The organism is Mucilaginibacter gossypiicola, assembly GCF_900110105.1.
Classification (GTDB): Bacteria; Bacteroidota; Bacteroidia; order Sphingobacteriales; family Sphingobacteriaceae; genus Mucilaginibacter; species Mucilaginibacter gossypiicola.
The window spans coordinates 126,962-140,526 of record NZ_FOCL01000003.1 but is presented as its reverse complement, the minus strand read 5'-3'; the positions used below and the strand labels follow the sequence as shown (position 1 = coordinate 140,526).

Here is a 13,565-nt window from a genome sequence, read left to right as displayed (position 1 = left end):
CAGGTTATTTCTCCTGTAAAAATGAAGTAAAACAAAGCGGTTATTTAACTGTCGATCTGTCGGTCATTTTGCTGAGCTGGGTTGCTACCCATGCATAGCTGTACATAGCCAGAGCTTTTGCTTTGCTATCGCGGCTTTTGAAGGTCCAAACGTCCTTCATAAATTCTTTGTGGTTTTTGTTGTTGAGCGTATCAAAAGCAACCGATATAGTAGGGGTTAATGAATACGCCGAATGCCAGGTGCCAAAAGGTATAAACAATGTTTCGCCCGGGCCCACGACAAAATGTATAGGGGTCGCGTCTTTAAACTTCGGATATTTCTCATAATCCGGCTCAAAAATATTCAACTCTGAACGCCACGGATCATCTGGTCGCGGGTAAAGCAGGTCTTCCTGTCCGCGGGGGAATACAGTAAAGCGTTTTTCGCCGTAAAGCTGTGTGATCCATGCATTAAGGTGATAATAATCAATATGCATATAAGGGAACCTGCCACCCGGGCCGCCAACAAACATTTCAATTGCGCCGCCCCATTTACCTATGTTGAACATTTTGTTACGCAGCCAGTTTGGAGATGCATAATTCAGATCAAGCGGATCCAAAAGCGGCATCAACTCGGGTAGTGTAGAAGGGATATCGAAAATCATAGGATAGGGGGCCGGCTTATCTTCAGTGCTGGCCTCAACCATGTCCATAACCTGTTTCATGGTATAAGTAGTACCACGTACATCGGTTTTACGGTCGGGATAATTTTCACGAAACCAATCGGGGGTGAAGAGGCCGTTAGCCTTCCAAACCTTGGCTGCCTTGGTAAAAACTACCGGGATGCCGGGTTTATAATGCTCCTCAATAAATTCCTCGTAAGTGATGTTATCTCTCCTTATAATATCCATGGTTTAATAAATAGGGTTATACAATCTTAATAAAAAGATTTAATTAAACTATGGATATTATACGGGATATGATTTAAATAGTTAAGCCCTGCGGCTCAAAAATATAAGCATCGGTACAGGATATTAATCTATCCTGATCCCCTTATAAAATTCGGCGTTCCGGTAGCCTTTCCTTAAAGGGAAACCGTCCCAGTCGTCGGGCAATAAGATTCGGCGAAGATCGGGGTGGTCTTCAAAATAAATACCTAATAAATCATAGGCTTCGCGCTCATGCCAATCGGCCGTGCGGTAAACGGAGGTTATACTTTTAAATTCGGGTAGTTCAGAGCTTTCTTTTTGGTGCGGCTTGCTTATTTTTAAAGTAAGCTGGGTTTTGTATGGGATAGACGCCAAATGATAAACCACCCCAAAACGGTTTGCCTCATCATTATAATGCACCCCGCTCAGGCTCGACAGGAAATCGAAATAAGTTTTAGGATTGTTGCGCAACTCCAGGCATACAGCTGTAATATCATCCGGGTTAATGAGCAGGGCGGGTTGCAGACCGCTGGTCTCTTCGCCGGTAATTACAGCATCACCAAATTTTTCGGTGAGCAATTGTTTAATATCATTAAAACTCATGGCGCAAGGCGTACTTTTTTCCAGGTTTTTTTATCAGTTTTTTTATACAGGATGCGGTCGTGCATACGGCTTGGTCTTCCCTGCCAAAACTCAACCAGTTGCGGGTTTAAGATGTAGCCACCCCAATATGATGGTTTAGGAACTTCTTTATCGGCATATTCTGCTTCCAGTTCGTTCCATTTTTGCTCCAGCAATTCCCTGCTTTCAATTTCCTGGCTTTGAGGCGATACTACAGCTCCAACCTGGCTGCCTTTAGGGCGCGAATGGAAATATTTTTCAGACTCTTCCTTGCTTACTTTTTCGATAGTACCTTCAATACGTACCTGCCGCTCAAGGCCTCCCCAAAAAAAGGTTAATGCACCCTGAGGGTTCTTGGCTATCTCTTTGCCTTTGCGGCTTAAGTAGTTGGTAAAGAAGATAAAACCGCCTGTATGGAAGCCTTTTAAAAGTACAATGCGCGCCGAAGGCTTGCCGTTTATGGTGGCTGTTGAAAGCGTCATGGCATTGGGTTCATGCAATTTTGCCTCCAAAGCTTCGTTAAACCATTGTTCAAACTGTTTAATAGGATCACCTTTAGTGCTGTTTTCTGATAGGGTAGATGCACTGTAATCCTGCCTTAAATTTTGTATTTCCTGCTGATTCATTTTAATGCAAACTTACAAATTAATTAAGCCGTATATAATGATGTAAATCATTATTCATAATTGAACATATTTTTACTATGCTTGTTATGTATTTAAACGCTAAACTTTATGCTTAGTCCAATAGCGGCCGCGGCAGGCCATTTACTTATTTCGGAACCTTTTATGATGGATCCGAATTTTAAGAGATCGGTAATAATTTTAACAGAATACTCTGAGGAAGGTGCTATGGGCTTTATTCTGAACCATCAAAGCGAATATTTATTGGGCGATGTGCTGCCCGATGTTTCGTACTCCGAAATGCCTGTTTATGAAGGTGGCCCTGTCGCCAAAAATACTTTGCATTTTATACATTGTGCCCCCGATAAAATAGAGGGCGGTATTGAAATAGCCGATGGGCTTTACTGGGGCGGCGATTTTGAACAGGTGAAATATCTGGTATCCAATTACCAGTTAAGTACCGAAGAAATTAAATTTTTTGCCGGATACTCCGGTTGGACGCCAAAACAACTTGATGAAGAAATAAAAGAAGACAGCTGGATAGTGACCAACAAGTTTGATGTAGAAACATTGTTTACCCTTGACGAACAAAATCTATGGCGACAGGTAGTGATCAGCCTTGGTCAGCGCTACGCCCACATTGCCAATTTTCCCGAAAATCCGGCTTTGAATTAGTGTGAGAGATTAGAGGTTGGAGATTAGTGATTAGACTATGATATTTAGAAATGAGAAAAGGCCGTAGTAAACTATGGCCTTTTCTCATTCAATTTGTATAAGCTTGAGCTAACTAATCTCTAACCTCCAATCTCTAATCACTATCCTCCATTTCCCTTGCCGACTCTTCAACTTTCTTTTTAAGATTTTCTTTAAAGTCGATGAGGTTTTTCACCAGGTATTCATCTGCTGTTGAAAGGATCTGGGCTGCAAGGATACCGGCGTTTTTGGCGGCATTTAAAGCTACTGTTGCTACAGGGATACCATTTGGCATTTGTAATATGGATAGGATAGAGTCCCAGCCATCGATAGAATTGCTTGATTTTACAGGTACGCCAATCACCGGCAAGTGCGTTAATGACGCTACCATGCCCGGTAAGTGTGCTGCACCGCCGGCACCGGCGATGATTACTTTTATGCCACGATCAGCAGCGGCACGGGCATAGCTGAACATACGATCAGGCGTACGATGGGCCGATACCACGGTTATTTCATATTCAACGCCTAATTCGGCTAAAACATCAGCAGCATCCTGCATTACATTCAGATCGGATTTGCTGCCCATTATAATGGCGACTTTTGTAGTACTCATGGTTGTATTTTATAAGCGTCATTGCGAGGTATGAAGCGATCCCCGGTTAGCAGGTTCGCCCTGTATAGTTCGCGATTGCTTCGTGCCTCGCAATGACGCGTGGTTATCTCTGTATTAGCTTATTACTTTTAATGTTTTCTGTACAAACCGTGCTTTTTCAATCGCCTTCTCCCTGTCAGCATCTACGATAGTAACATGACCCATTTTACGGAATGGCTTGGTTAAAGCTTTGCCGTAAAGATGAATATACACTCCCGGTACTTTTAAAATCTTCTCGATCCCTTGGTATATTGCAGGGCCTTCATAACCGGCTTCGCCTAAAACGTTTACCATAATAGCATTATTGAGGCATGCCGTATCGCCCAATGGCTGATTAAATATCGCCCTTAGATGCTGCTCAAACTGCGATACCACGTTGCCCTCAATGGTTTGGTGACCGCTGTTATGCGGGCGTGGGGCCAACTCATTAACCAGGATGCGGCCTTGTTTATCCAAAAACATTTCCACTGCCAGCAAGCCCACAATTTTAAGGCTATCGGCAATCTTTTTGGCAATCTGCTCTGCTTTTTGCTGTATGGCGAACGGGAGGGTAGAAGGGGCGATCAAAAACTCTACCAAATTGGCTTTAGGGTTAAACTCCATTTCAACCATCGGGAAGGTACTGATCTCGCCGTTTTCATTACGGGCTACAATTACCGCAATTTCTTTTTCAAAATCTATCCATTGCTCAATAAGGCTTGGCTCTTTAAAAGCGCCGGCAAGGTAACTTTCGTCAATTACTTTATATACGCCTTTACCATCGTACCCATCTTTACGCAATTTTTGGATATAAGGGAACGGTATTAAACTTTGCTGAAGCTGCTGTGGCGATGATATGATCTGGAAATCGGCTGTTGGGATATCATTTTCCTTGAAAAACTGTTTCTGCAAGCCCTTATCCTGGATCAGACGGATAATGCGCGACTGCGGATAAACCAGTACGCCTTCTTTTTCCAATTGTTCGAGGGCATCAACATTTACCTTTTCTATTTCAATAGTAAGCAGGTCGACAGTTTTGCCGAAGTTATATACTGTTTCATAATCGCCCAATGAGCCTACAGTAAACTCATCACAAAGTTTACGGCATGGCGCTTCGCGGTCGGGATCAAGAATTTTAACAGTAACGTTATAGTTTATGGCCTGCTGTATCAGCATGCGGCCTAATTGTCCGCCGCCTAAGATGCCAAGTTTTAAATCTCCGTAAAATGCTTTCATATTTTGCAACTGCAAGTTTAGCCTAAATCTTTCAAAAAGCCTATAAATGCTTTAAACTACAATGGTTCAACGGCGTTTTTTGGTCATCAGGTAATAAAAAACGCTGTGCACTATAACAAATGTAATTGCGGTGATAAAGTAAACCGCTTTGTTTTCGGGGCTTAACTGCAGCCTGAAAGCGGTAATTGTGAACACAATTGATCCCGCATAGTAAAGTACGAGCCGTATCGAGAGATTATTGTAATAAGCCGGGTTTGCTAAAAAAAGCATAGGTAATGTCATTACAAGAATGATGATGTTCAAAAAGGCTACACCTTCGGATAATGATGGCAATATTGCTTTCAGATCTTCACCTACACCTTTGTGCTGAAGTGCGTAATATATACAGCTTGCTACTATAGATATGATTACCGAAAAAAGAAAAGTTTTAAAAAGTTGCCTGGCGAGTGCCTTCATAGTGATATTTATTGATATGGGTTACTGCTAATTAAGCAGTACATTATTAATGTGCAAAATAACACATCCGCAGGCAAAATGCGTTAATCCCAATGTCACAAATTGATAGTACTCATTGAACGATGCCCTAATCTTGCATCTGCAAGTCTTGATTCTATCTGCAAATCTTGATTCTCTTATCTATCTTTACGCCGCTTATGAAAGTATCCGGTTTTACCTTTATCAGAAACGCTGTACGTAACGATTATCCTATTGTTGAGGCCATTACTTCAATATTACCACTTTGCGATGAGTTTATTGTTGTAGTAGGTAACTCAGATGACGGTACCCGGCAATTGATTGAGGGCATTAACTCGCCGATCATTAAAATTATTGACTCTGTTTGGGACGAGTCATTACGGGAAGGTGGAAGGGTATTTGCAGTGGAGACTGATAAAGCTTTCGCCGCCATATCGCCCGATGCCGATTGGTGTTTTTATATCCAGGGAGATGAAGCTGTGCATGAAAAGTATCACCCACTCATTAAAAGGGAAATGCAGGAAGCTTTAAATAAACCCAATATTGAAGGTTTACTGTTTAAGTACCTGCATTTTTATGGCTCATATGATTACTATGGGCATTCAAGACGCTGGTACCGCCGCGAGATCCGTTTGTTGAAGAATATCAAAGGGATCCATTCCTATCGCGATGCTCAAGGGTTCAGGCTTGATGATCGCAAGATAAATGTTAAGCTTATTGATGCCTATATCTATCATTATGGCTGGGCAAAGCCTCCCCAGGGTTTAACCCACAAGGTGCGTAACTTTAATAAGTTTTATCACGACGAAACCTGGTTTGCTGAACACCTGCCCGAAACTTATGAATTTGATTATGGTAATGCAGATCGCCTGATCCGGTTTACGGGCACACATCCGGCACCGATGCAAAAACGCATAGCAGCCACAAACTGGAATATCGATTTCGACTCCAAAAAGCTAAGGGCCGGTATGGATTTCCGCCGCAAGGCACTGCAAAAAATTGAAGACCTTACAGGCTGGCGCGTTGGTGAGTATAGGAATTACAAGATAGTGGAGCGGTAGGTAATTAAACGCTATTCAAAATATAACTATCCATGCGGCCACCCGGCTTTAGCCGGGTGGCATGAAAGATCGGTATTTGCACCCGTAATTTTGGTGGCATTGTTTTGTCACTTCCATTTATAATCGATGAAATCAATTTCAAAAAAATCCAAAAAAGCTTAAAAATAGGGCGAAATAAAGAAGGTGTTTTAGCCGGCCTTGGAAATAGAGAGTTTTACTCTTTAAAGTTTTAGTTATTGATAGTCAGGTATTTAACAGTGTTTCGTGTGAAAGATTATATATTTGATAATCAGTGTGTTTCATTTTTAAGGTGTTTCGCGTTTCCACTCTCAAAAAATGGAACAGTCTTCTTTTTACAAAAAATAACGCCAGGACTTTTTTCGATTTTTTCGGAATCAAAAAATTGGGACACCCGATTTGTTACAATTGAGGAGAGGATTTAATTGGAAGATTTTTAATTCCCTCCTTGGGGAGGGGTGCGGCAGAGTTGTGTAGTGGCAGGGAGGGGTTTATGCACCATTTTAAACGAATAGCCCTATCGGTGAAACCCCTCCCTGCACCCTCCCAGGGGAGGGAATCGCACAATGCCATGCTTTTCTATTTCTTCCGAACAACTGTGAGTCGAGGCGCGCGACGACAAATAGACGATAGAGGGAGGGTTAGCTGGTTGACAATAGCATCAACGAAATCAGCGTAATCAAAAAAATCAACGGTCATATGTTCTGCGCGATAACAAAGCCGCTTGCCCAGGCCCATTGAAAGTTATAACCCCCAAGCCACCCGGTAACATCCACGCACTCACCGCCAAAAAATAATCCGGGTACCTTCTTAGCTTCCAGTGTTTTGGACGATAGCTCATCGGTAGCTACGCCGCCGCGCATTACTTCGGCCTTGTCATAACCTTTATCGCCGGCAGGTTTAACTTTAAACTCATGGATGAGTGCGCTAATACTTTCTATTTCAGCTTTAGTGAGCGACGCCATGTTTTTTTCAGAAGGGAGCTTATCACTTAAAGCCTCGGCAAACTTGCGGGTATATAAGGATGCTATGTAGGCCAGCAACATTTTTTTACCGTTGGTTTCTTTTTCCTGTTGAATAAGGTCGGCAATGTTTTGATTGGGGAGCAGATCGATATTGATGGTTTCGCCGGGTTTCCAGTAGGAGGAGATCTGTAATATGGCAGGCCCGCTGAGGCCCCAGTGGGTAAACAGGATATTTTCTTCAAAACTCGCCTTGTCGTTCCAAACACGACAAAAAATGCTGTTGCCTGATAATTGCTCGTACCATGGCTGGTCTTTGCCGGTAATGGTGAGCGGTACCAGGGCAGGGGCCGTATCGGTAACTTTTAAACCGAAATTTCGTGCAGTACGCAAACCAAAATCGGTAGCGCCCATTTTGGGGATGGGTAAACCGCCTGCAGCCATTACCACGCTGGTGGCGCTTATATATTCCTGCTTGCCATTAACTTCAGCGCGTACTGTAAAGCCATCGTCAGTTTTTTCAATAATTTTGACCTCGGCATTAACCCAGATCTCCTGTCCAAGATCGTCGCACAGATTAGTAAAAACTTCAACTACATCCTTTGCTTTATCGCTTACCGGGAAAAGCTGGCCGAGCGTTTTTTCCTTGCCGGTGATGCCATAAGTTTCAAAAAAGCTGATGGTGTCATCAACTGTCCACTGCGAAAAGGCTGATTTACAGAAATGTGGGTTCTGCGAAATAAACTGCTGATCGGTAGCATAAAGATTGGTATAGTTACAACGCCCTCCGCCACTGATCAGGATCTTGGCGCCAACCCGGTCGTTTTTTTCAAGTACCAGTACCCGCTTGCCTAAAAGGCCTGCTTGTACGGCACACATGAGGCCGCATGCGCCCCCACCAATTATTATAGCGTCAAAATCTGTTTGTTTTACTAAATTTGTACTCATGACGGATGTTTCGCAAATATCAGAATTTGGAAAGATACTCATCTTTATTATTACGGGGATAATAATGGTGTGTGTGATATTTTTTATCAACAGACTTTTAGCGCCCAATAATCCCAATGCCGAGAAGCTAAGCTCGTACGAATGTGGCGAAGAACCAACCGGTAATGCCTGGTTGCCCTTTAATCCGCGTTTTTATGTTATAGCACTGGTTTTCCTGCTGTTTGATGTGGAGATGGTATTTATTTTTCCATGGGCAACGGTGTTTGGCAGCCATGAAATTGCGGCGCAGGATACACGCTGGGGCTGGCTTTCACTTGCCGAGATGTTTGTGTTTTTGGGCATCCTGATTATCGGTTTAATATACGTTTGGCGTAAAGGCGACCTGGACTGGATAAAACCAACCCCGGTTGTACCGCATACCGATGTGCATATCCCCTCATCGCTTTATGAACAATTAAACCAGGAACAAGGCCGCTTTACGGTAAAGGCTTTTAATGTTGATACGGTAATAACAACTGCAGCAACTGCCGCTGCTACTGCCACTCCGTCAACAGAGCCTGCCCGCAAACCTATGTTTAAACCAACCTTTAAAAAGCCTGCAAATGAGTAACGATATAACAAGCGAGAATGGTGGTGTAGTGATAACCAAAATGAACGATCTGCTCAATTGGGCTCGTTTATCATCTTTATGGCCGCTCAGCTTTGGCATAGCCTGCTGCGCCATTGAAATGATGGGTTCTATGGCTTCTACCTATGATCTCGACCGCTTTGGTGTTTTCCCACGTCCGTCTGCCCGTCAGGCCGATGTGATCATTATTGCAGGTACGGTTACTTTTAAAATGGCCGAACGCATTAAGCGACTGTACGAGCAAATGCCCGATCCTAAATACGTGATCTCGATGGGGTCATGCTCCAACTGCGGCGGCCCGTACTGGCAGCATGGTTACCACGTTGTAAAAGGCGTTGACAGGGTAATTCCGGTTGATGTGTATGTACAGGGTTGCCCGCCGCGCCCCGAAGCGCTCATAGGAGCTATTTTAGAATTACAGAAGAAGATTGAAGGGGAGCAGTTGATAAAGACTTAATAGCACTGTTATGTTTGGCTGGCGAAAAGAAAGAAAAATAAAAAGCCGGATATTGACACTGATAAATTTGGCTGAGCAGTTAGGTTTAAATGAAAGGGATATAACTAACGCCAAAGAGTATCTTGAATATAACGAATTGGGGTTAAGCTTTGACTGTGTGATAACCCAAATCCATGAATATGATGTTGCGATAAACAAAGCGTTTTATTCCCTTGTAACTGATATTGCAAACGAGTTAAAATTACCAACTGATGAATATGATTTTTTGCTTCCTTTAATAAATTAGGAGGTACCTTAATTTTAATATCCTTATTTAATCCTTATGAAAGTCCTGCTCGTTCTCATCATAAGTTTTATGCTTACGATTGTTATTTCGCGTCTCTTTGTTGATGAATGGAATATCATACTAAGTGGCAACATAGCCATGATGCTGATGCTTTGGTTTGCATCATTAGGGCATTTTATGTTTACCAAAGGCATGGTCATGATGATGCCTGCATTTATTCCATTTAAAGGCGCTTTGGTTTACTTAACCGGAGTGATGGAAATTATACTTGGGCCGTTACTTATCATCAATTCCACAAGGCATATTGCAGGGATCATTTTACTTATCATGTTTGTAGTAATGCTGCCTGTTAATATCAATGCTGCTATTAAGCGTGTAAATTTTGAAAAGGCTACTTATGATGGTAGCGGCACAAGCTATCTGTGGTTTCGTATTCCTTTACAATTGTGGTTTATAGCCTGGGTATTGTATTTTTCGGTAGGGATTTAGTTGTCGAGTTTTACAGATATACGTTATCTTTAAGCAATTAACCAATTATGAAAAAGATAACCAATACCTTGCTGGTCGTCCTGATCAGTGCTTTATCTGTATCAATCCATGCACAAACATCGAGCCCCAAACAACCATTTTTCCCAAAGGGTACTATATTGTACGGAGATATAAACTATGCAGGTGATACTTTAAAAAAGCACCTGCTGGATATCTACCTGCCGCCAACGGCAAAAGATAGTTACCCGGTTATTATCTGGATCCATGGTGGCGCCTGGATGCTGAACGATAAGTATGCTGATATGGGGTATATGCAGAAAACAGTTCAGGGTTTTATTGACAACGGTTATGCAGTTGCTTCAATTGATTACCGCTGGAGCACTACCGCTCCATTTCCGGCACAGATCCAGGATTGTAACCAAGCCATTGAGTTTCTGTATCAAAACGCTTCAAAATATAAGCTTAACAGGGATAAGTTTGGGGTGATTGGCTTTTCGGCCGGAGGGCATTTGGCATCGTTACTGACTTTATCCAATAACAATAATGTTAAGGAGTTTTATCCCAACGGAAACAAGCCCCATTTTAAAATAAAACTGGCGCTTGATTTTTACGGGCCGTCAAATTTCCTGTCACTTAAAGGTACGGATGTTAACGATCCTAAAAGTCCGGTTAACCTGCTCCTTGGCGCTTATGCAATTGATAGGCCCGATCTGGCTAATATAGCCAGCCCGGTTACCTATGTTGATAAAAACGATCCGCCATTTCTCATTGTTCAGGGCGAAAAGGACGAATCGGTCAATTACACGCAATCGGTTTTGCTAAGTTCATACCTTAAACTTGCGGGAGTTAAAAATGAACTTATCATTGTACCTAATGCACCTCACTACGGGGTAATGTTTGATGCTGAAGATATCAGGAAAAGGGTGTTTTATTTTATGGATGAATATCTGAAGTAGTTTTCGTTTCCGGTAGCCTGGTGCTCTTTTACAAGTGTTTTTAAAAGGGATTGCAAGACAAGTGCGTTCCAATCGTGCATGAAATTGTAGCTTTTTTGCTGGCTTTTATTTTTTTTGTTATAAACCATGAAATAGTTAACATAATTGCTGAGGCCTATTTCGGTATATGGCAATAAACCTTTATTATCCCAACTAATGCCATTGCCCTGAAATGTTATTCCAAAACACTCAAAGTTTTCACCGTTTTTATGCCGGTTATAATAGCTAAGATAATGATGCACGAAATAATGGTTCCATAGGTTATTCACTATATCCCTCCAGGCCTTTCTGTAAACCTTTTTACGGAACCCATAGTAGCTGCTGAATTTTATGACGATGGTTTTTTGATGTTCGGTTTTAATCTCAATAAAGTAATGGCGGCCAATAGTGAATGCATAACCTGTAATAAATTTCATTCCGTACCTGAAAGCTGCGAGTTCATTAGAATAAATAAACAGAGGGGTTTCGTTGTGCGAGCTTTCAACAGCTACACCTTCTTTGCTTATCACAATTTTCCTGTAAAGGTCACTACCAAATAGTTTAGGTATTTCGATATTGAAAGCATCGTGCATGTAGCTAAAATAAGCAATGTCATGTTATCGGCTGCATAAAAAGTTCATTACAGAAGGCGCTTTTTAAACAATAACTTTATGTTTGGATAAAATTTCTGCCATGTTAAAAAAAGTAAACCCGAAGAAGAAAAGTAAACTTGTCAATATCCTGTTCGCTGGGTTTATAACGGGTACGCTCGATGGCCTTGCAGCCATGATCATGAATTATAAAGTAAATCCTGGCGTTATTTTTAAATTTATTGCCAGCGGTGCCTTCGGTCCGGCAGCTTTTGCGGGAGGGGCTGAAATTATAGTTGCCGGGGTAATTTTTCACTATGTGATTGCTTTTCTGTTCAGTGCGGTGTTCTTTCTGCTTTACCCTTTCTTTTATAATGGATTGCGCAATAAATATTTCGTAGGCATTATTTACGGCATAGCGGCATGGCTTATTATGAATTTAGGTGTAGTGCCTTTAAGCAAAATAACCATGAAGCCGGGATATCATATCCCGGTAAGCACCATTATAGTAGGGATGTTAACGCTGGTAATTTGTGTAGGCTTACCTGTTGTATTTATTGCCGACAGGGAAAATAAAAAAATCGCTTAGCTATGAATACTCCGGAAATGCCAACGCTTGTTACCGATCGCTTGAATTTACGCGGGTTACTTGAAAGTGATGCTCTGCAAATAATGGCGCTCCGATCAAATGCGGAGGTGAACAAATATCTTGACCGCCCCAGCGACACTACAATTGAGCAGGCCTTATCATTTATTAATAAGATAGGGGAAATTGTGAGCGGCGGCAACGGTTTCTACTGGGGAATAACGCTAAAGAACAAGCCCGAACTCATAGGAACCATCTGCTACTGGAACCTCAACCCTGCTGATAAAAAGGCCGAAATAGGGTATGAGCTTCACCCTGCCTACCAGGGACGGGGCTATATGCGGGAAGCTGTTTCTACAGTTTTGGAAGCCGGCTTTAATAAACTAGGTTTTGAGTTAGTAACCGCGTGCCCTCAACAGGCCAATAAAAGTTCGCATAGCTTATTAAAGAAGAAAGGCTTTTCGCTTACCGGAGATTTTACCGATGAGGAAACCGGAAGCAAATATTTTGAGTTTAGGTTAGTTAAAGGACATTATTTAAAAAACTTATCTTAAACGAAAAACCCGGCCTGTAAAGCCGGGTTTTTCATGGATTTAAAATTAAACAAAGTATTTTGTGATTAAGGTGTCATGATACCATTAACGCCGTGTATAACACCGTTACTCGCTTCGGTGTCAAACGACGTCACCAATACTGCGGCGCCCTTGGCATCCACGATCTGCAGGTTGCTTTTATCGTTTACAGATAAATGCAATGTTTGTCCGTCGATGGTTTTCAGGTCGGCTTTACCTTTACCTGCACCTAAGGCCTTAATGATATCGGCTTTAGTGTATTTACCAGCAACTACGTGGTATTTCAGTATCGGGGCAAATTTAGCCGGATCTTTCATCAGGGCATCAAATTGTGCTTTGGGCAATTTGCTAAAAGCAACATCATTTGGTGCAAATATGGTGAACGGGCCTGGTGCCTGCAAAGTAGGCTCAAGCTGAGCTGATTTTATTGCAAGCGCCATGGGCGCGTAATTTGTCGAAGTTGCCATCACGCCAACTACATCATTTGATGCGGCAGCGGTTGAAGTGGCAGCAGGAGCAGCAGTTGTTTTAGCAGTGTCCTTTTTGGTCGTATCCTGAGTCTGAGCCATCGTCTGGGTGGAGAAAAATCCGATAGCTAACGAAGCAACGGCTATTAAAACTGACTTTTTCATGTTCATCTTTCTTTCTGTTTTTGTTAGTGAATTAAAATGTAATGAGTAGTCGTTTATGTCGATATAATTAATTAAAAGTTATTTATTTGGTTAATTACTATAGTTTAATAACTTGTAATTACACTAAATGGTTTTTAATTAATTAACATTTGTGGGTAAACGCGTGACGTTCAGGGA

General features: G+C 42.1%; 18 protein-coding genes. 9 read left to right on the top strand and 9 right to left on the bottom strand.

Translation table 11 applies throughout. The annotated features are described in order from the left end of the window. Positions 1-40: 40 nt before the first annotated feature. The 3 genes from BMX50_RS10345 to pdxH all read right to left on the bottom strand — a co-directional run bounded on the left by BMX50_RS10345 (position 41) and on the right by pdxH (position 2,154). Complete coding sequence (locus BMX50_RS10345; RefSeq protein WP_091210459.1) at positions 41-889, bottom strand: cupin-like domain-containing protein; 849 nt, start codon at positions 887-889, stop codon at positions 41-43. Positions 890-1,012: 123 nt separating this feature from the next. Next, a complete protein-coding gene (locus BMX50_RS10340; protein ID WP_091210458.1) occupies positions 1,013-1,510 on the bottom strand; it encodes an NADH-quinone oxidoreductase subunit C in 498 nt (165 codons plus the stop codon). Beyond that, positions 1,507-2,154, bottom strand: coding sequence for a pyridoxamine 5'-phosphate oxidase (gene pdxH / locus BMX50_RS10335; RefSeq protein ID WP_091210457.1), 648 nt, complete (start codon positions 2,152-2,154; stop codon positions 1,507-1,509). The genes BMX50_RS10340 and pdxH overlap by 4 nt, the downstream gene beginning before the upstream one ends. A 108-nt stretch (positions 2,155-2,262) precedes the next feature. On the opposite strand from pdxH, the gene BMX50_RS10330 reads away from it, so the two are divergent. Continuing rightward, a complete protein-coding gene (locus BMX50_RS10330) occupies positions 2,263-2,826 on the top strand; it encodes a YqgE/AlgH family protein (RefSeq protein ID WP_091210456.1) in 564 nt (187 codons plus the stop codon). A 133-nt stretch (positions 2,827-2,959) separates the two neighbouring features. On the opposite strand, the gene purE is transcribed toward BMX50_RS10330, so the two are convergent. From purE to BMX50_RS10315, 3 genes are all read right to left on the bottom strand, one after another. Continuing rightward, on the bottom strand, positions 2,960-3,457 hold the full coding sequence (gene purE, locus BMX50_RS10325) for a 5-(carboxyamino)imidazole ribonucleotide mutase (RefSeq protein ID WP_091210455.1): 498 nt from the start codon (positions 3,455-3,457) through the stop codon (positions 2,960-2,962). A 114-nt stretch (positions 3,458-3,571) separates the two neighbouring features. Beyond that, the gene (locus tag BMX50_RS10320) at positions 3,572-4,711 is read right to left on the bottom strand and encodes a 5-(carboxyamino)imidazole ribonucleotide synthase (RefSeq protein WP_091210454.1); all 1,140 of its coding nucleotides are present in this window, start codon (positions 4,709-4,711) and stop codon (positions 3,572-3,574) included. A 66-nt stretch (positions 4,712-4,777) separates the two neighbouring features. Continuing rightward, positions 4,778-5,167: a hypothetical protein gene (locus tag BMX50_RS10315; RefSeq protein WP_091210453.1), complete on the bottom strand. Its 390-nt coding sequence runs from the start codon at positions 5,165-5,167 to the stop codon at positions 4,778-4,780. Positions 5,168-5,364: 197 nt separating this feature from the next. Between BMX50_RS10315 and BMX50_RS10310 the strand changes: the two genes are divergently transcribed. Continuing rightward, entirely contained in the window at positions 5,365-6,246 is an 882-nt protein-coding gene (locus BMX50_RS10310) for a glycosyltransferase family protein (RefSeq protein WP_091210452.1), read from the top strand. A gap of 713 nt (positions 6,247-6,959) precedes the next feature. Here BMX50_RS10310 and BMX50_RS10305 read toward each other — a convergent pair. Then, positions 6,960-8,174, bottom strand: coding sequence for a BaiN/RdsA family NAD(P)/FAD-dependent oxidoreductase (locus BMX50_RS10305; protein WP_091210451.1), 1,215 nt, complete (start codon positions 8,172-8,174; stop codon positions 6,960-6,962). Here BMX50_RS10305 and BMX50_RS10300 point away from each other — a divergent pair. From BMX50_RS10300 to BMX50_RS10280, 5 genes are read left to right on the top strand one after another with little or no spacing between them, the layout of a single operon-like run. Further along, complete coding sequence (locus BMX50_RS10300; protein WP_091210450.1) at positions 8,173-8,784, top strand: NADH-quinone oxidoreductase subunit A; 612 nt, start codon at positions 8,173-8,175, stop codon at positions 8,782-8,784. The two genes, BMX50_RS10305 and BMX50_RS10300, sit on opposite strands and share 2 nt — an antisense overlap. Next, on the top strand, positions 8,777-9,259 hold the full coding sequence (locus BMX50_RS10295; protein WP_091210449.1) for an NADH-quinone oxidoreductase subunit B: 483 nt from the start codon (positions 8,777-8,779) through the stop codon (positions 9,257-9,259). The genes BMX50_RS10300 and BMX50_RS10295 overlap by 8 nt, the downstream gene beginning before the upstream one ends. 10 nt (positions 9,260-9,269) lie before the next feature. Then, positions 9,270-9,545, top strand: a complete 276-nt coding sequence (locus tag BMX50_RS10290) for a MafI family immunity protein (RefSeq protein ID WP_091210448.1) — start codon at positions 9,270-9,272, stop codon at positions 9,543-9,545. A 36-nt stretch (positions 9,546-9,581) separates the two neighbouring features. Next, positions 9,582-10,034 carry a DoxX family protein gene (locus tag BMX50_RS10285; RefSeq protein ID WP_091210447.1) on the top strand — a complete coding sequence of 151 codons (453 nt, stop codon included), beginning with the start codon at positions 9,582-9,584 and terminating at the stop codon, positions 10,032-10,034. Positions 10,035-10,081: 47 nt separating this feature from the next. Then, entirely contained in the window at positions 10,082-10,990 is a 909-nt protein-coding gene (locus BMX50_RS10280) for an alpha/beta hydrolase (RefSeq protein WP_091210446.1), read from the top strand. Here BMX50_RS10280 and BMX50_RS10275 read toward each other — a convergent pair. After that, positions 10,963-11,601, bottom strand: coding sequence for a hypothetical protein (locus BMX50_RS10275; protein WP_091210445.1), 639 nt, complete (start codon positions 11,599-11,601; stop codon positions 10,963-10,965). The genes BMX50_RS10280 and BMX50_RS10275 overlap by 28 nt on opposite strands. 100 nt (positions 11,602-11,701) lie before the next feature. Between BMX50_RS10275 and BMX50_RS10270 the strand changes: the two genes are divergently transcribed. Beyond that, positions 11,702-12,187: a hypothetical protein gene (locus tag BMX50_RS10270; protein ID WP_091210444.1), complete on the top strand. Its 486-nt coding sequence runs from the start codon at positions 11,702-11,704 to the stop codon at positions 12,185-12,187. Between the two features lie 2 nt (positions 12,188-12,189). Continuing rightward, positions 12,190-12,738, top strand: coding sequence for a GNAT family N-acetyltransferase (locus tag BMX50_RS10265; protein WP_091210443.1), 549 nt, complete (start codon positions 12,190-12,192; stop codon positions 12,736-12,738). Between the two features lie 65 nt (positions 12,739-12,803). Here BMX50_RS10265 and BMX50_RS10260 read toward each other — a convergent pair whose 3' ends face one another. Continuing rightward, positions 12,804-13,388, bottom strand: coding sequence for a fasciclin domain-containing protein (locus BMX50_RS10260; RefSeq protein WP_167667860.1), 585 nt, complete (start codon positions 13,386-13,388; stop codon positions 12,804-12,806). Positions 13,389-13,565: the final 177 nt, after the last annotated feature.